Origin of the sequence: Achromobacter pulmonis (genome assembly GCF_902859765.1) — a bacterium.
Classification (GTDB): domain Bacteria; phylum Pseudomonadota; class Gammaproteobacteria; order Burkholderiales; family Burkholderiaceae_B; genus Achromobacter; species Achromobacter pulmonis.
Map to the genome: position 1 here is coordinate 17,378 of NZ_CADIJV010000021.1, position 25,516 is coordinate 42,893.

Annotated in this window: 24 protein-coding genes; 15 read left to right on the plus strand and 9 right to left on the minus strand. The window is 68.9% G+C overall.

Translation table 11 applies throughout. The annotated features are described in order from the left end of the window. Positions 1-6: 6 nt before the first annotated feature. Both HV701_RS17305 and HV701_RS17310 read left to right on the plus strand, forming a co-directional pair. Complete coding sequence (locus HV701_RS17305; protein ID WP_175134257.1) at positions 7-882, plus strand: carbohydrate ABC transporter permease; 876 nt, start codon at positions 7-9, stop codon at positions 880-882. Continuing rightward, positions 879-1,679 carry a carbohydrate ABC transporter permease gene (locus tag HV701_RS17310; RefSeq protein ID WP_175134258.1) on the plus strand — a complete coding sequence of 267 codons (801 nt, stop codon included), beginning with the start codon at positions 879-881 and terminating at the stop codon, positions 1,677-1,679. The genes HV701_RS17305 and HV701_RS17310 overlap by 4 nt, the downstream gene beginning before the upstream one ends. A 40-nt stretch (positions 1,680-1,719) precedes the next feature. Here the strand turns inward: HV701_RS17310 and HV701_RS17315 are convergent, their stop codons facing one another. The 6 genes from HV701_RS17315 to HV701_RS17340 all read right to left on the minus strand — a co-directional run bounded on the left by HV701_RS17315 (position 1,720) and on the right by HV701_RS17340 (position 6,388). Further along, on the minus strand, positions 1,720-4,149 hold the full coding sequence (locus HV701_RS17315) for an aminoacyl-tRNA hydrolase (protein WP_175134259.1): 2,430 nt from the start codon (positions 4,147-4,149) through the stop codon (positions 1,720-1,722). A 14-nt stretch (positions 4,150-4,163) separates the two neighbouring features. After that, positions 4,164-4,592: a type III secretion system chaperone gene (locus HV701_RS17320; RefSeq protein ID WP_175134260.1), complete on the minus strand. Its 429-nt coding sequence runs from the start codon at positions 4,590-4,592 to the stop codon at positions 4,164-4,166. A gap of 25 nt (positions 4,593-4,617) precedes the next feature. Next, positions 4,618-5,040 (minus strand): type III secretion system chaperone, encoded by a 423-nt coding sequence (locus HV701_RS17325; protein ID WP_175134261.1) that lies wholly within the window; start codon positions 5,038-5,040, stop codon positions 4,618-4,620. Positions 5,041-5,072: 32 nt separating this feature from the next. After that, positions 5,073-5,531, minus strand: a complete 459-nt coding sequence (locus HV701_RS17330) for a type III secretion system chaperone (protein WP_175134262.1) — start codon at positions 5,529-5,531, stop codon at positions 5,073-5,075. A gap of 114 nt (positions 5,532-5,645) precedes the next feature. Beyond that, on the minus strand, positions 5,646-5,963 hold the full coding sequence (locus HV701_RS17335) for a hypothetical protein (protein WP_025139991.1): 318 nt from the start codon (positions 5,961-5,963) through the stop codon (positions 5,646-5,648). 80 nt (positions 5,964-6,043) lie between these two features. Next, the gene (locus HV701_RS17340) at positions 6,044-6,388 is read right to left on the minus strand and encodes a DUF1840 domain-containing protein (protein ID WP_175134263.1); all 345 of its coding nucleotides are present in this window, start codon (positions 6,386-6,388) and stop codon (positions 6,044-6,046) included. Positions 6,389-6,723: 335 nt separating this feature from the next. On the opposite strand from HV701_RS17340, the gene argS reads away from it, so the two are divergent. From argS to HV701_RS17365, 5 genes are all read left to right on the plus strand, one after another. After that, positions 6,724-8,424 carry an arginine--tRNA ligase gene (argS, locus tag HV701_RS17345; RefSeq protein WP_175134264.1) on the plus strand — a complete coding sequence of 567 codons (1,701 nt, stop codon included), beginning with the start codon at positions 6,724-6,726 and terminating at the stop codon, positions 8,422-8,424. Between the two features lie 9 nt (positions 8,425-8,433). Further along, on the plus strand, positions 8,434-9,123 hold the full coding sequence (locus HV701_RS17350) for an SPOR domain-containing protein (RefSeq protein ID WP_175134265.1): 690 nt from the start codon (positions 8,434-8,436) through the stop codon (positions 9,121-9,123). An 85-nt stretch (positions 9,124-9,208) separates the two neighbouring features. Beyond that, on the plus strand, positions 9,209-9,841 hold the full coding sequence (locus HV701_RS17355) for a thiol:disulfide interchange protein DsbA/DsbL (protein ID WP_175134266.1): 633 nt from the start codon (positions 9,209-9,211) through the stop codon (positions 9,839-9,841). Positions 9,842-10,034: 193 nt separating this feature from the next. After that, entirely contained in the window at positions 10,035-11,246 is a 1,212-nt protein-coding gene (locus HV701_RS17360; protein WP_175134267.1) for an ABC transporter substrate-binding protein, read from the plus strand. Then, positions 11,225-12,184: an alpha/beta hydrolase gene (locus tag HV701_RS17365; protein WP_175134268.1), complete on the plus strand. Its 960-nt coding sequence runs from the start codon at positions 11,225-11,227 to the stop codon at positions 12,182-12,184. Before HV701_RS17360 ends, HV701_RS17365 begins: the two co-directional genes overlap by 22 nt. 25 nt (positions 12,185-12,209) lie before the next feature. Here the strand turns inward: HV701_RS17365 and metC are convergent, their stop codons facing one another. After that, the gene (gene metC, locus HV701_RS17370; RefSeq protein ID WP_175134269.1) at positions 12,210-13,406 is read right to left on the minus strand and encodes a cystathionine beta-lyase; all 1,197 of its coding nucleotides are present in this window, start codon (positions 13,404-13,406) and stop codon (positions 12,210-12,212) included. 86 nt (positions 13,407-13,492) lie between these two features. Further along, positions 13,493-14,206 carry a nitroreductase gene (locus tag HV701_RS17375; protein WP_175134270.1) on the minus strand — a complete coding sequence of 238 codons (714 nt, stop codon included), beginning with the start codon at positions 14,204-14,206 and terminating at the stop codon, positions 13,493-13,495. Positions 14,207-14,283: 77 nt separating this feature from the next. Here HV701_RS17375 and HV701_RS17380 point away from each other — a divergent pair, with 77 nt between their 5' ends. Next, the gene (locus tag HV701_RS17380) at positions 14,284-14,910 is read left to right on the plus strand and encodes a LysE family translocator (protein WP_175134271.1); all 627 of its coding nucleotides are present in this window, start codon (positions 14,284-14,286) and stop codon (positions 14,908-14,910) included. 7 nt (positions 14,911-14,917) lie between these two features. Here the strand turns inward: HV701_RS17380 and HV701_RS17385 are convergent, their stop codons facing one another. Beyond that, the gene (locus tag HV701_RS17385) at positions 14,918-15,985 is read right to left on the minus strand and encodes an MBL fold metallo-hydrolase (RefSeq protein ID WP_175134272.1); all 1,068 of its coding nucleotides are present in this window, start codon (positions 15,983-15,985) and stop codon (positions 14,918-14,920) included. A gap of 73 nt (positions 15,986-16,058) precedes the next feature. On the opposite strand from HV701_RS17385, the gene HV701_RS17390 reads away from it, so the two are divergent. The 7 genes from HV701_RS17390 (at position 16,059) to HV701_RS17420 (ending at position 25,414) form a co-directional block, all read left to right on the plus strand. Beyond that, positions 16,059-16,442 (plus strand): MerR family transcriptional regulator, encoded by a 384-nt coding sequence (locus HV701_RS17390; protein WP_175134273.1) that lies wholly within the window; start codon positions 16,059-16,061, stop codon positions 16,440-16,442. Positions 16,443-16,451: 9 nt separating this feature from the next. Next, positions 16,452-16,784 (plus strand): YnfA family protein, encoded by a 333-nt coding sequence (locus HV701_RS17395; RefSeq protein WP_175134274.1) that lies wholly within the window; start codon positions 16,452-16,454, stop codon positions 16,782-16,784. A gap of 446 nt (positions 16,785-17,230) precedes the next feature. Beyond that, a complete protein-coding gene (locus HV701_RS17400; protein ID WP_175134275.1) occupies positions 17,231-18,409 on the plus strand; it encodes an isovaleryl-CoA dehydrogenase in 1,179 nt (392 codons plus the stop codon). 11 nt (positions 18,410-18,420) lie between these two features. Continuing rightward, positions 18,421-20,286: a bifunctional isocitrate dehydrogenase kinase/phosphatase gene (gene aceK / locus HV701_RS17405; RefSeq protein ID WP_175134276.1), complete on the plus strand. Its 1,866-nt coding sequence runs from the start codon at positions 18,421-18,423 to the stop codon at positions 20,284-20,286. Between the two features lie 33 nt (positions 20,287-20,319). Then, a complete protein-coding gene (locus HV701_RS17410; RefSeq protein ID WP_175134277.1) occupies positions 20,320-21,501 on the plus strand; it encodes an acetyl-CoA C-acetyltransferase in 1,182 nt (393 codons plus the stop codon). Positions 21,502-21,733: 232 nt separating this feature from the next. Then, positions 21,734-23,341 (plus strand): carboxyl transferase domain-containing protein, encoded by a 1,608-nt coding sequence (locus HV701_RS17415; protein WP_175134278.1) that lies wholly within the window; start codon positions 21,734-21,736, stop codon positions 23,339-23,341. A gap of 54 nt (positions 23,342-23,395) precedes the next feature. Then, positions 23,396-25,414, plus strand: a complete 2,019-nt coding sequence (locus HV701_RS17420) for an acetyl/propionyl/methylcrotonyl-CoA carboxylase subunit alpha (protein WP_175134279.1) — start codon at positions 23,396-23,398, stop codon at positions 25,412-25,414. The last annotated feature ends 102 nt before the right edge of the window (positions 25,415-25,516 follow it).

Consider the following 25,516-nt stretch of genomic DNA (forward strand, 5'->3'; position numbering starts at 1 on the left):
AGCACGATGAGCCGCTCTTTGAATGCGCTTTATGGCTGGCTGCTGTTGCTGCCAGCCATCGTGCTGCTCGCCGCGTTCACGCATTACCCGGCGCTGGCGACGCTCTGGCACAGTTTCTTTTCCACGCCCAAGGGCGCGCGCCCGGCCCGCTTTGTCGGGCTGGAGAACTACGCCGTCATGCGCGACGACCCGGTGTTCTGGCAGTCGCTCTGGAACAACCTGTGGTTCGCCCTGGGCACCATCCCCACCTCGATCGGCATCGCGCTGATCATGGCGCTGTGGGTCAACCGCAACCTGCGCGGGCGCGGTTTCCTGCGCATGGCCTACTTCACGCCGACGGTGCTGCCGATGGTGGCGGTGGCCAATATCTGGCTGTTCTTCTACACCCCGCAGTACGGCTTGATCGCGCAGGTGACGCAGCTGTTCGGCGTGCCCGGACCCAACTGGCTCGGCAACCGCGAAACGGCGCTGCCGGCGCTGATGCTGGTGACGGTGTGGAAGGAATCGGGCTTCTTCATGATCTTCTACCTGGCCGCGTTGCAGACGGTGTCGCCGTCGCTGCGTGAAGCGGCGATGCTGGAAGGCGCCTCGCGCTGGCAGTACTTCCGGCGCGTGCTGTGGCCGCTCTTGATGCCGACCACGCTGTTCGTACTGATCAATGCGCTGATCAATGCCTTCCGGCTGGTGGACCACGTGGTGGTCATGACCCGCGGCGGGCCCGACAACGCCAGCACGCTGCTGCTGTATTACATCTACCAGGTGGGATTCAGTTTCTGGGACACCGCTTACGCCGCGACGCTGACCGTCGTGCTGCTGGTGGTGCTGGCGCTGACGGCGCTGGTCAAGTTCCGCTGGCTGGACCGCAGGACGCACTATCAATGAAAGACAAGCTCGATACCCTGGGCGCGTGGGCGCTGGGCCTCTTGTGGATCCTGCCGCTGGCCTATGCCGTGTGGGCGGCGTTCCATCCGCCGGCCTACGCCACCCGCTTCGACCTGTTCGCGCCGCTCACGCTCGACAACTTCGCGCGCGCCTGGCACGCGGCGCCGTTCCCGCGCTATTTCGCCAATACCTTCCTGCTGGTGACGATGGTGCTGGCGGCGCAACTGGTGCTGTCGACCCTGGCCGGCTACGCCTTCGCGCGCTTCGAGTTCCGTGGCCGCGATTTCGTCTTCATGCTGGTGCTGCTGCAGCTGATGATCATGCCGGACGTGCTGCTGGTGGAGAACTACCGCTCCATGAGCCTGCTCGGCGTGCGCGACACCGTGTTCGCCATCGGCCTGCCGTATTTCGCCTCGGCCTTCGGCATCTTCCTGCTGCGCCAGACCTTCAAGACCGTGCCGCGCGAACTGGAAGAGGCGGCCCGCATGGAGGGCGCCAATGCCCTGCAGGTGCTGTGGAAGGTGTACGTGCCCCTGGCCAAGCCGATCTACGTGGCCTACGGCCTGGTGTCGGTCAGCCACCACTGGAACAATTTCCTGTGGCCGCTGATCATCACCAACTCGGTGGAATCACGGCCGCTGACGGTGGGCCTGCAGGTGTTCTCGTCGACCGACCAGGGCATCGACTGGTCGGTCATCACCGCCGCCACGCTGATGTCGGCCGCGCCCCTGCTGATCGCCTTCCTGCTGTTCCAGCGCCAGTTCGTGCAGTCGTTCATGCGGGCCGGCATCCGCTGATGCCGCCGCGCGCGCGGGCCCGGGCCGCCGGGCCCGGCGCTCAGGCGCGCCCGGCCAGGAAGGCCGGGTTCTGCCAGTCCCGCAGGTCACGGACCTGCTGCTGGTCGCCCGCGACCAGCGTGACCTCGCGCTGCAACGCGGCCAGCAGCGAAGACTGATGCGCCTCCAGCTGTTCGCGTGACCAGCCGGAGAAATCCGCCTGCCGCTCGCCCGGCTGCGCCGGGCTGTGCAAGGCCTGGTACATGGCAAGCAAGACGCCATGCTCATTGGCCAACGGCGTGAACACCGGACGCGCGCGGTCGGCAACGAAGCGCACGCGCAGCTCGGCGGCGCCCTGCGCGTCGAGCGTGGTTTCAAATTGCATGCCGCGCGCGCCGTCCGGAAAACCGCGGCGGTAGTCGTCCAGCGTGAGCCGGCCCGGCTCGCCGCCCGGCTCGCCCGCCATGGAACCGGTGTAGACCGAAGGCGCATGCATCAGGAAGCTATAGAGTTTGCGGTCCGGATCGGCCACCGACAGGCTGCCATCGGTGTTGCGGGTGACGGCCGGTTGCTGGCCGTTGCCGCGCTCGGCCGCATCGGCCGCGCCCGCGAAGTACCAGGCCATGGCGCGCGCCGTGGTCAGGTTGGCGGTGGCGGCGACCTGTTGCAGGCCCGTGCCCACCGCGATCGCGCCGAACGCGGGGGAGTCATTGTCGCGCAGGGCGTGCGTGAGGTTCTCGCCGATGTACATCTGGCGGCGCACCTCGGCCAGCCCCTGGGACACGCCGCCGGCATCGACGGCGCGCTGCATGGTCCGCACGTCGACGCCATCGCGCACGATGCCGCCTTCACGCGGCGACGCCAGAAGATTGAGCGCGGCGCGCCCCGCGCCCCCGACGTAGGCCAGTTCGCTCTTGCCCGCGGCGCGGCGCTCGAGCAGCCGGCCCGGCACATTGGGCAGGTCGGCCAGGAAGCGGCCGACGCTGGACAGGCCGCGCGCGATCGAGCCGAAGAACGATTGGAATGCCGACTTGGCGCGTTGTGCCAGGCCCAGCGTCTGCGCGCGAGCCTGACCATCGCCCAGGGCCACAGGATGGCGTGTGGCGGCGCCTTGCAGCGGCGCCGAGGGCGCGGCCTGCAGCGCTTCACCGACCTGCGCCAATTCGCGCTGCAGCGCTTCCATGCGCGCGCCGCGCTCCAGCGACACCAGCATGGTGCGCTCGGTGGCGGTCTGGCGCGATTGCTCCTGCGCGATCAGGTTGTCCAGTTCCTGGAACTGCGGCTGCAGCGCCTGCAAGGTGCTCTCGACCAGGCTGAGGGCGGCGCGGTTGCTCGCCAGCTCGGGGAAGTCGCGCAGGGCGGTCAGGCCCAGATAGGCGCCGCCGAGCGTGGCCGTGGCGTTGATGCCGATGCCGGTCGGCGTCCAGCCCATGGGCGAGGTAATGACACTGGTGGCGGTCGGGATGGCGACGGCGGCGGTGGTCCAGCCCAGCGTGGTCAGCCCGGCCGACATGGCGCCGCGCACCTGATGGTTCCAGCGCGACAAGGTGTCCCAGGCCGACAGCGTGGGGGCGTTCAGGCGTTCGCCATCGGGCACGCGCAGCGCGTCCCCGCCCATGCGCCGCAGTTGCTCATTGAGCTTGGCCATTTCCGCGTCGATCTTGACCGCGACCTCGCCGGCGCGCGCCAGATTACGCTCGGAGACGGTCTGGCCGGCGCTGACGCCGGCGCTCCCGGACACCGGCGTGCCGCCGCCCGGCAGGTAGCTCGCAACCGTGTTCATCACACTCGACGCGGTGCTGGTCACGGTCGCGGTGACCGCGCCCAAGGCATTGCCGCCCATGGCCGCCAGCCGGCCCAAGATGCCTTGCTGCTGCTGTTGCGTCTGCTGCGCCACCTCCTCGCGCACGGGAGTCGGGTCGGTCTCGACGCCGCCCTGGACCTCCAGTTCGCCGCTCTCGCCCAGCAAGGACGACAGCGGCAGGACCGGCACGTCGCCCAGGGACGAGGGGCCGGTCGCGCCGCCCGGCATCGCCTGCCGCTCCAGCTGACGGGCGTTATAAGCGGCGACCCCCTCCTCATCGCAGTCGAAGAACTCGTCGTCGTCGTCGTCCTCGATCTCGGTCAGCGTGGCGTCGTCGTCCTCTACCTCGCTCAGGGTGGCGTCATCGTCCGTGCGCAGACCGTCACCGGGGCCGCCTTCGGCGCGCACGTCGGTGTCCTCGTCCAGCGGGTCGCCGTGCATGGCGGCGGTGAACGCCTCGGCCGCCTGCCAGAACGCCGACAGCGCGCCGCTGAACCAACCCCGCGCCTGCGCCGCATCCTCGCGCAACGCGTCGGTGCCGCCTTCGCCGACGGCCACCAACGTGCCCTGCAACCCGCCCGCGCCGGGCCGGGGCGCCGTCGCGCCGACCACAGTGCCGGTCGTGTGATCCTGCGCTGGAAGCTGCTCGCCGCCGGGCACGCGGCCGGCATTGGGATTGATGAACATGGCGGCGCTCCGGGTCAGGCCGCGCGTTGCGGCAATTCGGGGGTGACGCGGCCCTGCACCACCTCGCGCCACAGCAGTCCGACATCGGCGAACGCATCCAGCGCGGCGGCCAGCGCCGGGGCATCGCACAAGGCCAGCGGCGCCCGGGCGCACAGCAGCACCGCGCCGGTGCCGGCCTGCAGGCCCAGCGTGCAGCCACCCGTGCCCACCCACAGGGCATTGGCCTCCAGCATCAGCTGCAACAGCGGCTCGCGCGCCACCTGCGGCGCCGGCCGGCCCAGCGAGGTGAAAAAGGCGATATCGCCACGGTCGGCATCGCCTTCGACCGTCAGGCCGATCACGAGATCGGCGATGACCAGTTCCTGGCTGGCCAGGAAATCCTCGGCCGGCGCCAGGCCGGCGAGGCGCGCGTAGTCTGCGAGCAATGTTTGATAGCGGGACATGGGAAGCTCCTGTCGCGTAGCGGATTCAGCGGGGGCCGGCGGAGTCGCCCAGCCCTTGATCGATGGCGGTCGCCCATCCGGCCGCAACCTCGGCCAAGTCGCGCCAGGCTTGCGCCAGGCGCTCGGACGGCTGGTCCAGCGGTTGGCGGCTGGCCAGCACCAGATGGCCCGAGCGCTGCAAGCCCAGGGTGGCGCCGCGGGTGGCGGGGCCCAGCGTATTGGCCTGCAGCAGCAAGGGCAGCAGGCCCGCCGGCGGCTCGGCCGGCAAGGGCTGCGCGCCGACCCGGCAGGCGCCCTGCATGGCGCCGCCCAGGCCGTCGTCCACAAAGGCCAGAGCGATGGCGGCGCCATCGATGATGAGTTCCTGGCGGGCGGTCAGCGCGGCTGCGTCCACGCCGATATGGACGGCAAGATCGGCCAGCGCGGTGTGATAGCGTGCTTCGGACATGGGGCTAGGCTCCAGCAGGAGGGCAGGCGGAATCAGGCGCGCAGGTGCAGCATGCCGGCCTCGGCGCCGGCGGCGGGCGGCGCAGCGCGGCGCGTCAATTGCGCGGCCCAGGTGCAGGCGTCGATGTGCAACTCGACCAGCAGCGTGTCGAGCGTGGCGGCGCTCAGGGAACCGATGCGGCGCGCCGCGCTGAGCATCACAGTGTCGTGACCGCGCAGGCCCAGCGTGGCGCCATGCGTGCCAGCCCACAGGTTGTTGGCCTGCAACAGCAAGCGGCAGACCGCGGCGGGCAGGCCCGCGGGAAAGCGCGCCACATCGGTGCGGCACACCAACAGGGCGTCCTCGGCGTCGGCTTCGGCCTCGGCGGGCGCGCACCACAGGCTGATGGCGCGTCCGTCGATGACGACCTCTTGCGTGCGCGCCACGTCGGCATGGGCCGGACGGCGGCGCGCGTAGGCGTTCAACAGGGCGAGATAGCGATCCTGGCGCATGTCACGGGCTCCGCGCAAAGGGGTGATCGGCGGACGGCTCCAGGCCATCCCTGCCCATGAGTAACGGGCGCGCGGGATTGGTTCCGTGGCGGCGGGCGGCAGGCGCCGCCCCGGTCAATAACCGACCGTCAGGCCGGGCAGGTCCACGGTGATGCGCGGGCGCTCCAGCGCCAGCGCCAGGTTCTCGGCGAACTCGCGCGCTTCCTTTTCGTCGGTCGACAGGGTGTCATAGCCGAGCGCGTCGGCCACGCCCAGCACCTTGTCCAGCAGCAGCACCTTGCCGCTGGGACGCAGGGGTTCGCAGCCCAGGGTTTCCCAGGCGCCATCGAACCAGTCGCGGGCCTGGTTCTGGCGCTGCGGGCTGGGCTCGACGTTGGCCGAGAGGTCCAGCGAGCGCCGGGTATCGAAAACGATGGTGATATCGCTGCGCATGGGGCGGATTCCTTGAAGTGACGTAGCCGCAAAGGGTAGGCAAAAAACGCCGGGCAGATTGTCGGTCCGGCGACATTGGCCTACCAGCCGCGCGACACCTCCCAAGTGACCTCGGCGCCGGCCGCCTGCGACTGGCGCATCATGTCCAGCAACGGAAAGGCCCGTTCCTTCAGGCCGACCGCGCGCGCCATCGGCGCCACCGGCGCCTTGTCCACGTCTTCCTCGTCCTCGTCGGACTGCCCCTGGGCCTCTTCGATGGCCCGTTCGATTCCCTGGATGGCCGGGCCGAGCTGGTCGACGGTGAACACGCCGCGCTCGGGGATCTTGTCGCCGAAGGATTTGCCTGCCGCCTGCAGCAGGGCGCTGGCATGGTCCGTGAGCATCAGGACTTCGGCCACGACCTTGGAATGAAATGTAATCAGCATATTCCGGTCTCCTACGGATTGAATACCTTCCATACACTACCGCAACGCCCAGGGGATGCCAACTGGCCCCCTGGCCCGCCGCGCCCACGGCGGCCCGGCCCCGGGGCGCCCGGCCGGTGATGGCCGCCAAATCAAGCTATGATTCAGGAGATTCCCGTGACGGCAGGATCCGCGGCGGCCCAGAGCCGGCGTCCGCGCGGTGGTTGTGCTTCCCGACGCGCGCCGGCCAGCCGATCCCACCCCCCGGCGCCGCCGGTGGGTCGCCCGCGCGGGCCCGCGGCCCGGCCGCGCCCGCTGCCGCTCTCGTCACCCACCCAGAACTTCTCCAGACGCCCATGCTCCCCGAGCAACAAAAACAGCTTATCTCCCTGATCCAGGCCGCCGTCGCGCAGAGCCTGCCCGACGCCCAGGCCGATACGGCCCGAGCCAACGTGCTGTTGGAGCGCCCCAAGGTCGCCTCCCACGGCGACGTCGCCACCAACGTGGCCATGCAACTGGCCAAGCCGGCCAAGCGCAACCCGCGTGAACTGGCCCAGGCCATCGTCGACGCGCTGCTGGCGCAGCCCGGCGCCCGCGACCTGGTCGAGAGCGCCGAAATCGCCGGTCCCGGTTTCATCAACCTGCGCGTCACCGCCGCCGCACGCCAGGCCGTCATCAACGCCGTGGCCGAGCAGGGCGAGGCCTTCGGCCGCGCCCCCCGCAGCGGCGAGAAGATCCTGGTGGAATTCGTGTCCGCCAACCCCACCGGCCCGCTGCACGTCGGCCACGCGCGCCAGGCCGCCCTGGGCGACGCCCTGTGCCGCCTGTACGACGCCATCGGCTGGGACGTGACGCGCGAGTTCTACTACAACGACGCCGGCAACCAGATCGAGAACCTGGCCATCAGCGTGCAGGCGCGCGCCCGCGGCCTGGACACCGATTCGCCCGACTGGCCCGCCGACGGCTACAAGGGCGACTACATCCTGGACATCGCCCGCGATTTCCAGGCCGGCAAGACCCTGCAGGCCTCTGACGGCGAACCCGTCACCGCCACTGGCAACATCGACAGCCTGGAAGACATCCGCGCCTTCGCCGTGGCCTACCTGCGCCGCGAGCAGGACCTGGACCTGCAGGCGTTCGGGCTGAAGTTCGACAACTACTACCTGGAAAGCTCGCTGTACACCTCGGGCCGCGTGGAAGCGACCGTCAAGGCGCTGATCGCCGGCGGCCACACCTACGAGGAAGGCGGCGCGCTGTGGCTGCGCACCACCGAGCTGGGCACCGGCGACGACAAAGACCGCGTCATGCGCAAGAGCGAGGGCGGCTACACCTATTTCGTGCCGGACGTGGCCTACCACAAGGCCAAGTGGGAACGCGGTTTCCACCGCGCCGTGAACATCCAGGGCAGCGACCACCACGGCACCGTGGCGCGCGTGCGCGCCGGCCTGCAGGCGCTGGGAGAGGGCATTCCCAAGGACTACCCGGCCTACGTGCTGCACAAGATGGTCAAGGTGATGCGCGGCGGCCAGGAGGTCAAGATCTCCAAGCGCGCCGGCAGCTACGTCACCATGCGCGACCTGATCGACTGGGTCGGCCGCGATGCGGTGCGCTATTTCCTGATCCAGCGCCGCGCCGACACCGAATTCGTGTTCGACGTCGACCTGGCGCTGTCCAAGAGCGACGAAAACCCGGTCTATTACATCCAGTACGCCCACGCGCGCATCTGCTCGGTGATCAATAACGCCGGCATGCCGGCGGCCGACGTGGCCGCGGCCGACGCGTCCCTGCTGACCGCGCCGAGCGAATTCGCGCTGATGCAGCGCCTGGCCGAGTTCCCCCACGTGGTGGCGCTGGCCGCCCAGGAACTGGCCCCGCACCACATTGCCTTCTGGCTGCGCGACTGCGCCGCGGATTTCCACGGCTGGTACAACGCCGAGCGCGTGCTGGTCGACGACCCCGCGCTCAAGCTGGCGCGCCTGCGCCTGGCCGCGACCACGCGCCAGGTGCTGGCCAACGGCCTGGCGCTGTTGGGCGTGTCCGCGCCCGAGCGGATGTAACATCGGGTCATGGCCACCAAGCGCAAAACCACCCGCCGGTCGGGCGAAAGCGGCAGCACCCTGTACGGGGCGCTGGCCGGATTGCTCCTCGGCTTGATCGTCGCCGCCGTCGTGGCGTTCTACGTCACCAAGGCACCTGTGCCCTTCGTCGACCGTGCCTCCCGGCAAGGCGATGCGGGCAAGCTGCCGGATCCACGCCAGGCGCCGGATCCCAACGCCGGGCTGTACGGCCGCGACGGCGCGGCGGGCTCCTCGCCCACCGGCCCCACCGCCACGGCCCCCGTACCGCTGCCGGGCGCGGGTGGCGGCGCCGAGCCGTCGCGCAAGTCCGACGACCTGGGCGCGCTGATCGCCACCCTGCCAAGCACCAGCAACGCGCCCGCCGCGGCGCCGGCCGCCAGCGCGCCGCCCACGCCTATCGCCAAGGCGGCCCCGGCCCCCGCCGCCAAGGCGCCAGCGGCCTCGGCCAACGGCAACTACTACCTGCAGGCCGGCGCGTTCCGAGGCCAGGACGATGCCGAGTCGCTCAAGGCCCGCATCATCCTGCTGGGACTGCCGGTGGCGGTGCAGAAGGCCGAGGTCAACGGCAAGCCGATCAATCGCGTCCGCGTCGGCCCGTTCGCGCGCCTGGACGACATGAACCGCGCCCGCGGCCGGCTGGGCGAGAACAAGATTGAAACGGCGGTGGTGCGCCAGTAACACGGCGCCCGCATCATGGTCTTGATTGAACTAAACCGGGCCTGGCCCTGTCTGTAACCTCTTTGTTCAGGAACCTCATTCCATCATGCTGTCCTCCAAGCTCATCCGCATCCTGGCAGCCACCGCGCTGACCGCCACCGCGTTCTTCAGCCCGGTCAGCCACGCCCAGGGCGCCCAGGCCTACGTGCCGATCAATCCGCCGCTGCCGTCGGATACCCCGGGCAAGATCGAGGTTCTGGAATTCTTCGCCTACACCTGCCCGCACTGCGCCGCCATGGAACCCATGGTCGAGGACTGGGCCAAGACCAAGCCCGACGATGTCGTGCTCAAGCAGGTGCCGATCGCCTTCAACGCCGGCATGCGGCCGCTGCAACAGCTGTACTACACCCTGATGGCCCTGGATCGCCCCGACCTGCACGCCAAGGTCTTCACCGCCATCCACGGCGAACACAAGCGCCTGATCGACAAGAAGGCCATGGGTGAATGGGCCGCCGCGCAAGGCGTGGACCGCGCCAAGTTCGACTCGGTGTTCGAGTCGTTCAGCGTGCAGACCCAGGTGCAGCGCGCCAACCAGTTGGCCGACGCCTACCGCATCGACGGCACGCCGTCGTTCGCCGTCGGCGGCAAGTTCATGACCTCGCCCGTCATGGCCGGCAACAGCTACGAAGGCGCCCTGAAGGAAGTGAACCAGCTGATCCCCATGGCCCGCGGTAAATAATCGCGCCAGACCCGGCATCGAGGCGTCGCGCGCGACGCCGGAACGCACCCCAGAGCGTGGATACGGATCCCGCCTCTGGGGTGTTTTTCATGGGGTCTTCCCCAGGGCGCGCGCAGGCGGCAAAGCGGACAGCGCGCGCTACACTTCCTCCAATAATTATTCGCCGCCACGCGCGGCCTACAAGGGGTGGAAGATGAGACAGCAATTCCTGCGCCGCATGGCGCTGGGCGTGAGCCTGGCCCTGGCCGGCATGGCCGCGCATGCCAATGACGCCGACGGCGTCAAGATCGGCGTCCTCACGGACATGGCCGGGGTCACCGCCGACGCCACCGGGCGCGGCTCGGTCGAGGCCGCCCGCCTGGCGATCGAGGAACTGGGCGGCAGCGTGCTCGGCAAACCCGTGTCGCTGGTATCCGGCGACCACCAGCACCGGCCCGACATCGGCAGCAGCATGGTGCGCAAGTGGTACGACACCGACGGCGTCGACGTGGTGGTGGACGTGCCCAATTCGTCGGTGGCCCTGGCGGTCCAGGGCATCGCGCGCGAAAAGAAGAAGCTGGTGCTGTTCTCCAGCCCCGGCACCACCGCGCTGACGCAGGCGCAATGCTCGCCCTATGGCGTGCAATGGACCTACACCACCTACGCGCTGTCGCGCGGCACGGCCACCGCCGTGGTCAAGGAAGGCAACAAACGCTGGTTCATCCTGGCGTCCGACTACGCCTTCGGCAAGCAACTGGCCGCCGATACCGAAACCGTGGTCAAGGCCAACGGCGGCGAGGTCGTGGGCACGGTGTTCCATCCGCTCAACGCCTCGGATTTCGCCTCGTTCCTACTGCAGGCGCAGGCCTCCAAGGCGCAAATCATCGCGGTCGCCAATGCCGGCGGCGACACGATCGCGGCGATCAAGCAGGCCGCCGAATTCGGCATCACCAACGCCGGACAGAAGCTGGCGGCGATGCTGTTGCTGCTGACCGACGTGCACAGCCTGGGATTGCAGGCGGCGCAGCACACGTACCTGACGGTGCCGTCCTACTGGGACATGAACGATGGCACGCGCGCCTTCAGCAAGAAATTCGAAGCCCGCCTGGGCCGCCCGCCCACCTTCCTGCAAGCCGGCGTCTACAGCTCGGTGCGCCACTACCTGCGCGCGGTGCAGGCGGCCGGCACCACCGATTCGGATGCGGTGATGGCGAAGATGAAGTCGATGCCGATCGACGACCCCTTCAGCCTGCACGCGCACATCCGCGCGGACGGCCTGGTGGTGCGCGACATGATGCTGGCGCAGGTCAAGTCCCCCGACCAGTCCAAGGCGCCCTGGGATTACTACAACGTGGTGCGCACCATTCCCGGCGACTCGCTCGCCTGGCCCCTGTCGGAAAGCCAATGCCCGCTGGTCAAGAAGTAGGCCCCCTGGCGCTGGCCGATTTCGGCAGCTTCTACGCAGGCGGGCGGCAGGCGCGCATCGCCGGCCGCCCGGTGCGCGAGATCGCCTTCACCAAGACCGCCTCGCTCTCGTACGACCCCAACGGGCTGTACCACGTCGAGCAGGCCTACGTGCAGTACTTCATTCCGGCCGCGCGCCGCCATCCGCTGCCGCTGGTGCTGCTGCACGGCGGCGGCATGACCGGCGCGATGTGGGAACAGACCCCGGACGGCCGCCACGGCTGGCTGCAGCACTTCGTGCGGCAGGGCCACGCGGTCTACGTGGTCGACAACGTCGAGCGCGGCCGCGCCGGCTGGACGCCGTTCGAGGAGATCTGGCCGGATGCGCCTATCGTGCGCAACGCCGAGGAAAGCTGGTCGCTGTTCCGCTTCGGCCGCGCCGAGGACTATGCGCAACGCCGCGCCTTCGACGGGCTGCGCTTTCCGCTGGCGGCCTTCGATGAGTTCATCCGCCACGCCGTGCCGCGCTGGCTGGGCAACAACGACGCGGCGCTGGCGGGCTTGTGCGCCGCGCTGGAACGCATCGGGCCGTGCCTGGTGCTGGCCCACAGCCATGGCGGCGAAGTGGCCTACCGCGCGCAGCAGGCGCGGCCGGACCTGGTGCGCGGGGTCATCGGCATCGAGCCGTCCGGGTTCTCGCAGGCGGTGGATCCGGCCGCCGTGGCGGGCAAGCCGTTCCTGTTCGTCTATGGCGATTATCTCGACGCCACGCCTCTGTGGGCCAGGCTGGACGCCGCCGGGCAGGCCTACGCCGACCAGTTGGCGGCGCACGGCGGCCGCGTCACCAGCTGGCGCCTGGCCGCCATGGGCATCCGCGGCAATTCGCATATGCCGATGATGGACGACAACAGCGACGATATCGCGGCGCGCATCGGCGCGTGGATCCGCGCCAACGCCTGAGGCCGGCCCGGCAGGGAGCCCTGCGTCAGCCCTTGACCGCCGCGGCCTTTTCCAAGGCCTGGGTCAGGTCCGCGATGATGTCCTGTGGCGACTCCAGGCCGATGTGCAGGCGCACCAGTGCGTTCTCGCCTTCGCCCCAATAGCGATGGTGCGCCAGGTCCTTGGGCGACACCAGCTGCACCAGGCTTTCGTAGCCGCCCCACGAGAAACCGATGCCGAACAGTTCCAGTTCGTCCACGAACACGCGCGCGGCCGCTGGCGACAGGCGCAGCTCGATCGACAGCATGCCGTTCGAGCCGGTGCAGTCGCGCTGCCACAGCGCATGGCCCGGATCTTCCGGCCAGGCCGGATGGAACAGGCGCACGGTCTCGGGCCGATGCTTGAAGAACTCGCACACTTGCAGCGCATGGCGTGCATGCTGCGCCATGCGGATCGGCATGGTGCGCACGCCGCGCAACGCCAGCCAGGCGTCGTCGGCGCTGATGGAGTAGCCCATGGCGTACTGGGTCCGGTTCAGCTTCTTGGCGATGGCTTCGTCATGGGTGACGACCGCGCCCAGCATCAGGTCGGAATGGCCGCCCACGTACTTGGTGCCGGCGATCACCGACACCTGCGCGCCCAGCGTCAGCGGCCGGTAGATGTAGCCCGAGCCCCAGGTATTGTCGGTGGCCAGCACCAGGCCGTGGCGCTGCGCGACGGCGGCCATGGCGCCCATGTCGAGCATCTCGAACAGCAGCGAGCCGGGCGATTCCACGTACAGCAGCGTGGTGTTGGGCTGCACCAGCGCGTCCAGGTCCTCGCCGGCGGCGAAGTAGGTGACCGAGATGTTCATGCGCTTGAGCACGGCGTCGTCAAGCTCGCGCATCGGGCCGTAGACGCAATCGGAGATCAGGGCATGGTCGCCGGCCGAGCACAGCGCCAGCATCACCATTGTCATCGCCGCCATGCCTGACGATGCCAGGTAGGCATGGGTGCCGCCTTCGAGCTGCGCGAACACCTGCTCCAGCGCGGCGTGCGTGTCCATGCCCATGCGGCCATAAGTGGTGGCGCGGCCGCCGGCGGCCTTGGTGCGCTGGGCCTTTTCCAATGCCGCCAGGTTCTCGAAGCGCACCGTGCTGGCCCGCATCGGCGGCAGCGGCACCGGCGCCGTGCCGGTCTCGGGGTTGAACGGGGCGGTGCCCGCGTGCTGCAAAACCGTATCGATGTGTTTGGTGATAGCCATCTTCTGGAGCCAATGCTTGCGTATTGTCGGGAATCGGAACCGTAGCAGGAACGCGCGGGAATGTCGCGCCCCAGGCAGGTCCGGTGTCAGTCGATCCAGCGCACCGCCGCGTCCAGGCCGGCGCGGCTGGTGCGGTAGCTGTTGGCCGGATGCGCACGATCGGCATGGCCGAACGAGATCGCGCAGACCACGCGGCGCTCGGCGCCGATGCCCAGCTGCTCGCGCAGCACTTCGGGATACATCGCCAGCGAGGCCTGGGCCACTGTGGCTACGCCGTTGGCCTGCGCCGCCAGCAGGAAATTGGCGACATAGCCGCCGCAATCGATGGCGCCGTATTCGCCCAGCGCTTCGTCCGTGGTGATGATGGCCACGTGCGGCGCGTCGAACAACTGGAAGTTGCGCAGCTCCTGGCGGCGGTAGGCCTCGCGGTCGCCGCGCGCCACGCCCACCGCGCCGTACAGCTGGAAGCCGGATTCGCGACGCCGCGCCAGGTAGTCGCCCTGGTACTCGCGCGGGAACGGGAAATCGGGGGTGAAACCGGCCTGCGCCGCGCGTTGCACCAGGGCCCGGCTCAGACGCCGCGCGCCGTCGCCCGACACCACCGTCACCTGCCACGGCTGGCAGTTGCACCAGGACGCGGTGCGCTGCGCCAGCGTCAGGATGCGTTCGATGGTGGCGCGCGGCACCGGCTCGGGCAGGAAGGCGCGGCAACTGTGACGCGCGCGCAGCCAGTCTTCGAGCGCGGCGTCGGGGCGCGCGGCGTCGGGGCGCGCGGCGGGCGCTTGCGGTACGGCGGGCATGGTGTCTCCTTGGTTTCCTCGTATGATGCCACTTGATTGCCGGCGCGCAAGGCGCCGCCCGACTCTGGCGAGACCCCATGCTACCTCTCGACGCCCTGATCGCGTTCTTCGGCATTGCCGTATTGCTGGCCCTCACACCCGGGCCCGACAACCTGTTCGTGCTGATGCAATCGGCCATCTGGGGCCGCAAGGCCGGGCTGTTCGTGGTGCTGGGGCTGTGCACCGGCCTGCTGGGCCACACGGCCGCCGTGGCGCTGGGGCTGGCCGCGGTGTTCGCCGCCTCGCCGCTGGCCTTCACGCTGCTCAAGCTGATCGGCGCGGCGTATCTGGCCTACCTGGCGTGGCAGATCCTGCGGGCGCCGGTGCACGCCGAGGACGGCCCCCGGCCCGAGCCGCTGAAGCCGTCGGCGCTGTATCGCCGCGGCATCGTCATGAACCTGACCAATCCCAAGGTGCTGCTGTTTTTCTTCGCCTTCCTGCCGCAGTTCACCTCGCCCAAGCTGGGGCCGGTGGGCTGGCAGACGGTGCAGCTGGGCGCGGTGTTCATGCTGGCCACGCTGCTGGTGTTCGGCGCCATCGCCTTTTTCTCGGGCGCGTTCGGCGAACTGCTGCAGCGCTCGGTCACGGCCAAGCGCTGGCTCAACCGGATCGCGGCGCTGGTGTTCGTGGGTCTGGCCGTGCGGCTGGCGACGGCCACGCGCTGAAGCGGCCTCAGGCCGCCTTGAAGCGGACGATGCCGTCCGCGCCTTCGCTGCGCGTCAGCTTGCCCTCGAAGTACAGCGCATGCAGATGCGCCAGCGCCTCGCCCATGGCGAAGGTGAGTTGATGCAGGTCGAGCTTGCGCTTGAACAGCACCGGCACGATGTCCGAGGTCGATTGCGGACCGGCCTTACAGGCCTCCAGCACCTCGGCCAGGCGGTCGCGGTGGTGTTCGTGCTGCTGCGCGATGCGCTCGTGCAGGCCCTTGAACGGCCGGCCGTGCGACGGCAGCACCAGGGTGTCGCGCGGCACGTCGGCGTAGCGGTCGAGCGAGCGCAGGTACAACGGCAGCGGATTGGCGTCGGGTTCGTAGTCGAACACGCTGACGTTGGTGGAGATGCGCGGCAGCACCATGTCACCGGAAATCAGCACGCCCAGGTCGGGTGAATGCAGCGAGGCGTGCTCGGGCGCGTGGCCGTAGCCGACGATGACGCGCCAGTCGTGCGCGCCGACGCGCACCAGGTCGCCATGCATGATGCGCGTGTAACGCGCGGGCACCGCCGGCACCAGGTTGGGGAAATAGTTGGCGCGCTGGCGGATCTGTTCCTGCGCATCCGGGTCGGTCAAGCCGTGGCGGGCAAAGTGGTCCACGGCCGACTGGCCGCCAGGGCCGGCGCCTGCATCGTTGCGGCGTGACGACCATAGCGATGCGACCATGAAGTCCGTCATGGTCATCCACAGCCGCGCGTCCCAGCGTTCGCACAGCCAGTAGGCCAGGCCGATGTGGTCGGGGTGCATGTGGGTGACGATGACGCGCAGCACCGGCAGGCCTTCCAGTTCGTTCTCGAACACCTGCTCCCATAGCGTCTTGACCTCGTCGCGCGAGATGCCGCAATCGACGATGGTCCAGCCGTCGCGGCCGTCGATGCGGTCACGCAACAGCCAGAGATTGATATGATCCAGCGCGAACGGCAGCGGCATGCGGATCCATTTCACGCCCTCGGCCACCTCATGGGCGCGGCCGGCTTCGGGCTGGAAATCAGCGAAGGGATACTGCAGCTTCTGTTCGTTGGGGTTCATTGCCTCGCTCTCCACGCTTGACGATCGCGTCAAGTCATCATAATTTACGTTTACGTAAACTGCCACACGTCGCATGTCCCCGTCAACCTGGACCATCTCCGAGCTCGCCCGCGAGTTCGACGTCACGCCCCGCACGATCCGCTTCTATGAAGACCAGGGGATCGTGAGCCCGGCGCGCGAGGGCCGCAACCGCATCTTCGGGCCGCGCGACCGCACGCGCCTGAAGCTGGCCCTGCGCGGCAAGCGCCTGGGGCTGCAGTTGTCGGAGATCCTGACGCTGATCGACATGTACGACGGCCCCGGCGACACCGAGGTGCAGTTGCGCCAGTATCTGGCGGTGCTGGCCCAGCACCGCGCCACGCTGGAACAGCAGCGCCGCGACATCGAAGATACGCTGCAGGAGATCGCCGTGCAGGAACGCCAGTGCCGCGAGCTGCTGGCGGCGCAGCAGTCCTGAGGCCGTTCCATGGCCATGCTGCAAACGCTTGCGCTGTTCGTCCTGACCGCGCTGGCCGAGATCGTCGGCTGCTATCTGCCGTACCTGTGGCTGCGCCGCGGCCATTCCATCTGGCTGCTGGCGCCAGCCGCCGTCAGCCTGGCGCTGTTCGCCTGGCTGTTGACGCTGCATCCGACCGCGTCCGGGCGCGTGTACGCGGCCTATGGCGGCGTGTACATCGGCATGGCCTTGCTGTGGCTGTGGGCCGTCGATGGCGTGCGGCCCAGCGTCAGCGACTATGTCGGCATGGGGCTGTGCCTGGCGGGGATGCTGGTGATCATGTTCGGGCCCAAAGCCGCCTGACGCCGTTGCCGCGGATAACCGGGAGACGCCCCTCCCGACACCCCGCCCGATTCGCCTGGCGCAACCGGCCCGCCCTCGCCGCGCAGCGCGTCGGCTACCCCCCCTTGTGCCGGCGCGGTGCTCTTCGTAGCAGAGCTCGGGAGGGGCATGCAGGCCGCGCCGCAGCGCCACCATATCGTCGAGATTGGCCAGGTCGGACACCCCTTACTCCGTCCCGCATCTCAAGTGTCAAGGACCGGGAGGGCATCGTACCCACGGCCATTCCCCGGGGCGCAAACATTTGCCTAGGGAAAACCCGACTCTTATTTACGTTTACGTAAACGTAATATTTGCGCTGCATCATTGCGTAGCCATCGCCGATCGGCGCATCATGGGCCACGCGGCAAGATCCGGCGCGGCTCCTTGCGCCCATAAGAATGTAAGCACCTACTATCACGGAGACAGCGATGAACCTTCCTGGCCTGAACTTCGATCTGGGCGAAGACCTGGACATGCTGCGCGACGCCGTGCGCACTTTCGCGCAGGCCGAGATCGCGCCGCGCGCCGCCGAAGTCGACCGCAGCGACCAGTTCCCCATGGACCTGTGGCGCAAGTTCGGCGACCTGGGCGTGCTGGGCATGACGGCCAGCGAAGAATATGGCGGCGCCAACATGGGCTACCTGGCCCACATGGTGGCGATGGAGGAAATCTCCCGCGCCAGCGCGTCCATCGGCCTGTCCTATGGCGCGCACTCCAACCTGTGCGTCAACCAGATCAACCGCAACGGCACCCCGGCGCAGAAGGCCAAGTACCTGCCCAAGCTGATCTCCGGCGAGCACGTGGGCGCGCTGGCCATGAGCGAACCGGGCGCCGGCTCGGACGTGGTCAGCATGAAGCTGCGCGCCGACAAGAAGGGCGACCGCTACGTGCTCAACGGCACCAAGATGTGGATCACCAACGGCCCCGACGCCGACACCCTGGTGGTCTACGCCAAGACCGACCCCGAGGCGCACCAGCGCGGCATCACCGCCTTCCTGGTGGAAAAGAGCTTCAAGGGTTTCTCGGTGGCGCAAAAGCTGGACAAGCTCGGCATGCGCGGCAGCCACACCGGCGAACTGGTGTTCCAGGATTGCGAGATCCCCGAGGAAAACGTGCTGGGTCAGGTCAACGGCGGCGTCAAGGTGCTGATGAGCGGCCTGGACTACGAACGCGCCGTGCTGTCCGGCGGCCCGGTCGGCATCATGCAGGCCGTCATGGACGTGGTGGTGCCGTACATCCACGACCGCAAGCAGTTCGGCCAGGCCATCGGCGAATTCCAGCTGATCCAGGGCAAAGTGGCCGACCTGTACACCACGCTGCAGGCCAGCCGCGCCTTCTGCTACCAGGTCGGCAAGAACCTCGACCGCCTCGGCGCCGAACACGTGCGCCAGGTGCGCAAGGACTGCGCCGCGTTGATCCTCTACACCGCCGAGAAGGCCACCTGGATGGCCGGCGAAGGCGTGCAGATCCTGGGCGGCAACGGCTACATCAACGAGTACCCGGTGGGCCGCCTGTGGCGCGATGCCAAGCTGTATGAAATCGGCGCCGGCACCAGCGAGATCCGCCGCATGCTGATCGGCCGCGAACTGTTCGCCGAGACCCTCTGAGCGGCCTGGCCATGATCCGCACGTCCGACGTCCAGCATATCGAGCAGGCGCCCGTCCAGGGCCCCTCGCCGCTGGACGTCGCGCGCCGCATCCTGGCCGGCTTCGACCGCCACTACGCCCTGTTCCGCTACAGCGCGCAGCGTGCCAAGGCGCTGTTCGAATCCGGCGACTGGCACGGCATCCAGCACCTGTCGCGCGAACGCATCGAGTATTACGACATGCGCGTGCGCGAATGCGCCAGCCAGCTCGAAGGCGTGCTGCGCGGCCGGCCCGAGGGCGCTGTCGGCGTTCCCGGCGCCGAGGGCGGCAACGGCGCGGCCAGCCCCGCGCTGACCGCAACCCAGACCGCCTACTGGCAGCAGATCAAGCAGGAATTCGTGGGCCTGCTGGCCGAACACCGCCAGCCGGAATGCGCCGAGACCTTCTTCAATTCGGTGTCGTGCCGGCTGCTGCACCGCGATTATTTCCACAACGACTTCCTGTTCGTGCGGCCGGCCGTGGCCACCGACTACCTGGACAGCCGCGTGCCGTCCTACCGCGTCTACTACCCGGTGACCGAAGGCCTGCACAAGAGCCTGATCCGCATGGTGGCCGATTTCGGCCTGGCGCTGCCGTTCGAAGACCTGCCGCGCGATACCCGCCTGCTGGCGCGCGCCGCGGTCCGGCAACTGCGCCAGCAGCTGCCGCGCCACGTCGGCCGGCGCATCGCCAGCGACTGCCAGGTGCATGCGCTGGGTTCGCTGTTCTTTCGCAACAAGGGCGCCTACATCGTCGGCCGCCTGATCAACCAGGGCACCGTTTACCCCTTTGCCGTGGCGCTGATGCGCAATCCGGCCGGACAGGTGCGGCTCGATGCACTGCTGCTGGGCGCCGACGACCTGAGCACGCTGTTCAGCTTCACGCGGGCGTATTTCCTGGTGGACATGGAAACGCCGGCCGCGGTGGTCAACTTCCTGGCCAGCCTGTTGCCGCGCAAGCCCAAGGCCGAGCTGTACACCATGATCGGCCTGCAGAAGCAGGGCAAGACGCTGTTCTACCGCGACTTCCTGCACCACCTGGCGCATTCGCGCGACGCCTTCGACATCGCGCCGGGGATCAAGGGCATGGTGATGTGCGTGTTCACGCTGCCGTCCTACCCCTATGTGTTCAAGCTGATCAAGGACCATATCGACAAAGACGGCATGGACCACGCCACGGTGCGGCGCAAGTACCAGATGGTCAAGCTGCACGACCGCGTCGGCCGCATGGCCGATACCTGGGAGTATTCGCAGGTGGCGCTGCCACGCGCCCGGTTCGCGCCGCCATTGCTGGCGGAACTGCGGCGCCTGGTGCCGAGCCTGATCGAGGAAACCGGGGACACGGTGGTCATCCGCCACGTCTACATCGAACGGCGCATGACGCCGCTGAACCTGTACCTGAGCCAGGCGCCCGACGCGCTGCTGGAACCGGCCGTGCGCGAGTACGGCGATGCCATCCGCCAACTGGCCACGGCCAACATCTTCCCGGGCGACATGCTCTACAAGAACTTCGGCGTGACGCGGCTGGGCCGGGTGGTGTTCTACGACTACGACGAAATCCAGCGCATGACCGAAATGAATTTCAGACGGATCCCGCCGGCCCCCAATGAAGAAGCCGAAATGGCGTCGGAACCCTGGTACGCCGTCGGACCCAACGACGTCTTCCCCGAGGAATTCGGCCGTTTCCTGCTGGGCGATGCGCGCGTGCGCGCCGCCTTCCTGCGCCACCATGCCGACCTGCTGGAACCGGAATGGTGGCAGGCCTGTCGCGACCAGGTGGCGCAAGGCCGAATTGAAGAATTTTTCCCTTACGATACAGACAGGCGCCTGCGCCCGGCCATTGCCGCCGCGGCCTCGTAAAAGACGCTGTCCCGATCCTCACAGGAGCTAGTCATGTCAGATCCCATCGTTATCGTTTCCGTCGCCCGCACGCCCATGGGCGGCATGCTCGGCAGCCTGTCCGGCCTGGCCGCGCACGAACTGGGCTCGGTCGCCATCAAGGCGGCCGTCGAACGCGCCGGCCTCAAGCCGGAGCAGATCGAAGAAGTCATCATGGGCAACGTGCTGCAGGCCGGCCAGGGCCAGGCCCCGGCGCGCCAGGCCGCGCTCGGCGCCGGCCTGCCCCTGGGCGTGGCGTGCACCACCATCCACAAGGTGTGCGGCTCGGGCCTGAAGGCCGCCATGTTCGGCCATGACCTGCTGGCCGCGGGGTCGGCCAACGTCATCGTCGCCGGCGGCCAGGAAAGCATGAGCAACGCCCCCTACCTGATGCTCAAGGGCCGCCAGGGCTACCGCTACGGCCACAGCACCATCTATGACCACATGGCCCTGGACGGCCTGGAAGACGCCTACGACAAGGGCAAGGCCATGGGCGTGTTCGCCGAGGATTGCGCCGCCAAGTATTCGTTCACCCGCGAACAGCAGGACGCGTTCTCGCTGGAATCGCTGCGCCGCGCCCGCGCCGCCACCGAAGATGGCAGCTTCAAGTGGGAAATCACCCCGGTCACGGTGGCCGGCCGCAAGGGCGACACCGTGGTCGACATCGACGAGGCCCCCACCAAGGCCATGCCGGAAAAGATCCCCACCCTCAAGCCGGCGTTCAAGAAGGACGGCACCGTCACCGCCGCCAACTCGTCGTCGATCTCCGACGGCGCCGCCGCCATGGTGCTGATGCGCGCGTCCACCGCCGAGAAGCTCGGCGTCAAGCCGCTGGCCCGCATCGTGGCGCACAGCCAGCATTCGCAGGAACCGAGCTGGTTCACCACCGCGCCGGTCGGCGCGCTCAAGAACCTGTTCGCCAAGACCGGCTGGAAGGCCGAGGACGTGGACCTGTACGAGATCAACGAAGCCTTCGCGGTGGTCACCATGGCCGCCATGACCGACTTCAAGCTGCCGCATGACAAGGTCAACATCCACGGCGGCGCCACCGCCCTGGGCCACCCGATCGGCGCCTCCGGCGCGCGCCTGATGACCACGCTGATCGGCGCGCTGCGCAAGACCGGCGGCAAGCGCGGCGTGGCCACGCTGTGCATCGGCGGCGGCGAAGCCGTGGCCATGGCGATCGAGATGATCTAAGGCTGTATGCGGGAAGCGGGCCTTGCCCGTTTCCCGCGTCGGATTCCGCTGCGCCTTTCTGGTTTGGCGAAGTACGCGACGGGTCGGTCGCGGGCCTTGCCGGAAAGGCGCAACGAAATCCGGATCGAAAACCCGCATCAATGACAAGAATGCCCGGTTCAGCGGGCAGCGAGACAAACCGCTCGACCCCGAGCGCCTTCAACATCCCAATCAGCAGGACGGGTGGTACCCCATGCCCATCATCGAATCCCGCATCAATCCGCGGTCGCAGGACTACACCGACAACGCGCGCGCCATGCAGGCGCAGCTGGACGACCTGAGCCGGCAACTGGCGCAGACCGCGCTGGGCGGCAGCGAATCCTCGCGCGCCAAGCACGTGGCGCGCGGCAAGCTGCTGCCGCGCGACCGCGTCGAGCAACTGATTGATCCGGGTTCGCCGTTTCTGGAGCTGTCGCCGATGGCGGCGCACGGCATGTACGACGGCGATGCGCCGGGCGCGGGCGTCATCACCGGCATCGGCCGCATCGCCGGCACCGAATGCGTGATCGTCTGCAACGACGCCACCGTCAAGGGCGGCACCTACTACCCGATGACGGTCAAGAAGCACCTGCGGGCGCAGGAGATCGCGGCGCAGAACCGGCTGCCGTGCGTCTACCTGGTCGACTCCGGCGGCGCCAACCTGCCGCAGCAGGACGAGGTCTTTCCCGACCGCGACCATTTCGGCCGCATCTTCTACAACCAGGCGCAGATGTCGGCGCAGGGCATCGCGCAGATCGCGGTGGTGATGGGCTCGTGCACTGCCGGCGGCGCCTACGTGCCCGCCATGAGCGACGAGTCCATCATCGTCAAGAACCAGGGCACCATCTTCCTGGGCGGCCCGCCGCTGGTGAAGGCCGCCACTGGCGAGGAAGTCAGCGCCGAGGACCTGGGCGGCGGCGACGTGCACACGCGCCTGTCGGGCGTGGCCGACCACCTGGCCGCCAACGACATGCACGCGCTGCAACTGGCGCGCGGCGCCGTGGCGCGCCTGAACCGCAAGAAACCCGCGCCGCTGGCCACCGTGCCGGTGCGCGAGCCGCGCTACGACCCGGCCGAACTGAACGGCATCATCCCCGCCGACACGCGCAAGCCGTATGACGTGCGCGAGGTCATCGCCCGCATCGTCGACGGCTCCGAGTTCGACGAATTCAAGGCGCGCTTCGGCCCGACGCTGGTGACCGGCTTTGCCCACATCCACGGCATGCCGGTGGGCATCGTCGCCAACAACGGCATCCTGTTCTCGGAATCGGCGCAGAAGGGCGCGCACTTCATCGAGCTGTGCGCGCAGCGCAAGATCCCGCTGGTGTTCCTGCAGAACATCACCGGCTTCATGGTCGGCCGCAAGTACGAAAACGAAGGCATCGCGCGCCACGGCGCCAAGATGGTCACCGCGGTGGCCACCGCCAACGTGCCCAAGTTCACCGTGCTGATCGGCGGCTCGTTCGGCGCCGGCAACTATGGCATGTGCGGCCGCGCCTATTCCCCGCGCCTGCTGTTCATGTGGCCGAATGCGCGCATCTCGGTCATGGGCGGCGAGCAGGCCGCCAGCGTGCTGGCCACGGTCAAGCGCGACGGCATCGAGGCGCGCGGCGGCCAGTGGTCGGCGGCCGAGGAAGACGCCTTCAAGGCGCCGATCCGCGAGCAGTACGAACGCGAGGGCCATCCGTACTACGCCACCGCGCGGCTGTGGGACGACGGCATCATCGCGCCGGCCGACACGCGCCGCGTGCTGGGGCTGGCGCTGTCGGCGGCGCTGAATGCGCCGATCGAAGACACGCGCTTCGGCGTCTTCCGGATGTAGAGCGCGCTGCGCGCTCCATTTCGGCCCACGAATCATCCCAGTCTGGATAACGCCATGTTCGATACCCTGCTGATTGCCAACCGCGGCGAAATCGCCTGCCGCGTCGCCGCCACCGCCCGCCGCCTGGGCATCCGCACCGTCGCCGTCTATTCCGACGCCGACGCCAACGCCCGTCACGTCGCCGCCTGCGATCTCGCCGTGCACATCGGCGGCGCCGAGCCGCGCGCCAGCTATCTGCGCGCCGACGCCATCCTGCAGGCCGCGCGCGATACCGGCGCCGGCGCCATCCACCCCGGCTACGGCTTCCTGTCGGAAAACGAAGCCTTCGCCGAAGCCGCCGAACAGGCCGGCATCGCCTTCGTCGGCCCGCCTGCCTCGGCCATCGCCGCCATGGGCAGCAAGTCCGCCGCCAAGTCGCTGATGGAAAAAGCCGGCGTGCCGCTGGTGCCCGGCTACCACGGCGACAACCAGGACCCGCAATTCCTCAAGGAACAGGCCGACGCCATCGGCTACCCGGTGCTGATCAAGGCCAGCGCCGGCGGCGGCGGCAAGGGCATGCGCGTGGTCGAATCGTCCGGCGCCTTCCTGGACGCGCTGGCCTCGTGCCAGCGCGAAGCCGCCTCCAGCTTCGGCGATGAGCGCGTGCTGATCGAACGCTACCTGCAGAAGCCCCGCCACATCGAGATCCAGGTGTTCGCCGACTCCCACGGCAACTGCGTCTACCTGTTCGAGCGCGACTGCTCGGTGCAGCGCCGCCACCAGAAGGTGATCGAGGAAGCGCCCGCCCCCGGCATGACCGAGGAACGCCGCCGCGCCATGGGCGAGGCGGCGGTGGCCGCGGCGCGCGCCGTGGGGTACGTGGGCGCCGGCACGGTGGAATTCATCGCCGAACCCGACGGCCGCTTCTACTTCATGGAAATGAACACGCGCCTGCAGGTCGAGCACCCGGTCACCGAGATGATTACCGGCCACGACCTGGTCGAATGGCAGCTGCGCGTGGCCGCCGGCCAGCCGCTGCCGGCGCGCCAGGAAGACCTGCGCATCCACGGCCACGCCATCGAGGCCCGCATCTACGCCGAGAACCCCGAGAAGGGCTTCCTGCCGTCCATCGGTACGCTGGCCTACCTGGGCCTGCCGGCCCACGTCGCCTTCGCCAACGGCGACATCCGTGTCGATGGCGGAGTACGCACGGGCGACACCATCACGCCGTTCTACGACCCGATGATCGCCAAACTGATCGTGCACGGGGCCGACCGCGACCAGGCCCGCGCCCGCATGCTGCAGGCGCTGGCGCAGACCCAGGCGGTGGGAGTGCAGACCAACGTCGCCTTCCTGGCGCGCCTGATGCGCGACAGCGCCTTCGCCGCCGCGGACCTCGACACTGGACTGATCGAACGCCAGCGCGCGACCCTGCTGCCCGAGCCGGCGCCGGCCGACGCCGCCACGCTGGCGCTGGCCACGGCCGCCGTGCTGGCCAGCCAGGGCCAGGCGCAATCGGCGCCGCATGCCGCCGCCGCCTCGGCCGATCCGTGGGCCGCGCGCGACGGCTGGCGCCTCGGCGGCCGCTACCAGCGCCAACTGCAATGGATCGACAACGGCGAGACGCGCCACGTCACCGTCGCGCGCCAGGGCGCCGACTGGACACTGGACAGCGGCAACGGCGCCCAGCCCTTCGCCTGGCGCGCCGAAGACAAGCACGGCCCGGCGCGCGTGCTGCGCATCACCCTGGACGGCCGCGAGCGCGCCGGCACCGTGGTGCTGCATGCCGACAAGGCGCACGTCTTCGGCGACGGCAGCGCGCGCGTGCTGGACCTGTACGACCCGCTGGCGCACGCCCAGGACACCCAGGGCGACCACGGCGGCGGCCTGACCGCGCCCATGCCGGGCAAGATCATTTCCATCGCCGTCAAGGCCGGCGACGGCGTCACCAAGGGCCAGCCGCTGCTGGTGATGGAGGCCATGAAGATGGAGCACACCATCTCGGCGCCGGCCGACGGCAAAGTCGAGGAACTGTTCTACGCGGTCGGCGATCAGGTGGCCGAAGGCGCCGAACTGGTGGCGATCGGCGCCTGAAGCCGGCCGCCCCGGGCGGCGCGCAAGACCCCACGGCCGGCGGGCGCTTTAGTTTGGCGTCAGCCGGCTGTTTATAGAATGCGCATTCCGGCGCCATCCGCG

Excerpts from the sequence above, each read along its gene's own strand:
- HV701_RS17305 (WP_175134257.1), top strand. The coding sequence starts at position 7 with ATGAGCCGCTCTTTGAATGCGCTTTATGGCTGGCTGCTGTTGCTGCCA.
- HV701_RS17310 (WP_175134258.1), top strand. The coding sequence starts at position 879 with ATGAAAGACAAGCTCGATACCCTGGGCGCGTGGGCGCTGGGCCTCTTG.
- HV701_RS17315 (WP_175134259.1), bottom strand. The coding sequence starts at position 4,149 with ATGTTCATCAATCCCAATGCCGGCCGCGTGCCCGGCGGCGAGCAGCTT.
- HV701_RS17320 (WP_175134260.1), bottom strand. The coding sequence starts at position 4,592 with ATGTCCCGCTATCAAACATTGCTCGCAGACTACGCGCGCCTCGCCGGC.
- HV701_RS17325 (WP_175134261.1), bottom strand. The coding sequence starts at position 5,040 with ATGTCCGAAGCACGCTATCACACCGCGCTGGCCGATCTTGCCGTCCAT.
- HV701_RS17330 (WP_175134262.1), bottom strand. The coding sequence starts at position 5,531 with ATGCGCCAGGATCGCTATCTCGCCCTGTTGAACGCCTACGCGCGCCGC.
- HV701_RS17335 (WP_025139991.1), bottom strand. The coding sequence starts at position 5,963 with ATGCGCAGCGATATCACCATCGTTTTCGATACCCGGCGCTCGCTGGAC.
- HV701_RS17340 (WP_175134263.1), bottom strand. The coding sequence starts at position 6,388 with ATGCTGATTACATTTCATTCCAAGGTCGTGGCCGAAGTCCTGATGCTC.
- argS (WP_175134264.1), top strand. The coding sequence starts at position 6,724 with ATGCTCCCCGAGCAACAAAAACAGCTTATCTCCCTGATCCAGGCCGCC.
- HV701_RS17350 (WP_175134265.1), top strand. The coding sequence starts at position 8,434 with ATGGCCACCAAGCGCAAAACCACCCGCCGGTCGGGCGAAAGCGGCAGC.
- HV701_RS17355 (WP_175134266.1), top strand. The coding sequence starts at position 9,209 with ATGCTGTCCTCCAAGCTCATCCGCATCCTGGCAGCCACCGCGCTGACC.
- HV701_RS17360 (WP_175134267.1), top strand. The coding sequence starts at position 10,035 with ATGAGACAGCAATTCCTGCGCCGCATGGCGCTGGGCGTGAGCCTGGCC.
- HV701_RS17365 (WP_175134268.1), top strand. The coding sequence starts at position 11,225 with ATGCCCGCTGGTCAAGAAGTAGGCCCCCTGGCGCTGGCCGATTTCGGC.
- metC (WP_175134269.1), bottom strand. The coding sequence starts at position 13,406 with ATGGCTATCACCAAACACATCGATACGGTTTTGCAGCACGCGGGCACC.
- HV701_RS17375 (WP_175134270.1), bottom strand. The coding sequence starts at position 14,206 with ATGCCCGCCGTACCGCAAGCGCCCGCCGCGCGCCCCGACGCCGCGCGC.
- HV701_RS17380 (WP_175134271.1), top strand. The coding sequence starts at position 14,284 with ATGCTACCTCTCGACGCCCTGATCGCGTTCTTCGGCATTGCCGTATTG.
- HV701_RS17385 (WP_175134272.1), bottom strand. The coding sequence starts at position 15,985 with ATGAACCCCAACGAACAGAAGCTGCAGTATCCCTTCGCTGATTTCCAG.
- HV701_RS17390 (WP_175134273.1), top strand. The coding sequence starts at position 16,059 with ATGTCCCCGTCAACCTGGACCATCTCCGAGCTCGCCCGCGAGTTCGAC.
- HV701_RS17395 (WP_175134274.1), top strand. The coding sequence starts at position 16,452 with ATGGCCATGCTGCAAACGCTTGCGCTGTTCGTCCTGACCGCGCTGGCC.
- HV701_RS17400 (WP_175134275.1), top strand. The coding sequence starts at position 17,231 with ATGAACCTTCCTGGCCTGAACTTCGATCTGGGCGAAGACCTGGACATG.
- aceK (WP_175134276.1), top strand. The coding sequence starts at position 18,421 with ATGATCCGCACGTCCGACGTCCAGCATATCGAGCAGGCGCCCGTCCAG.
- HV701_RS17410 (WP_175134277.1), top strand. The coding sequence starts at position 20,320 with ATGTCAGATCCCATCGTTATCGTTTCCGTCGCCCGCACGCCCATGGGC.
- HV701_RS17415 (WP_175134278.1), top strand. The coding sequence starts at position 21,734 with ATGCCCATCATCGAATCCCGCATCAATCCGCGGTCGCAGGACTACACC.
- HV701_RS17420 (WP_175134279.1), top strand. The coding sequence starts at position 23,396 with ATGTTCGATACCCTGCTGATTGCCAACCGCGGCGAAATCGCCTGCCGC.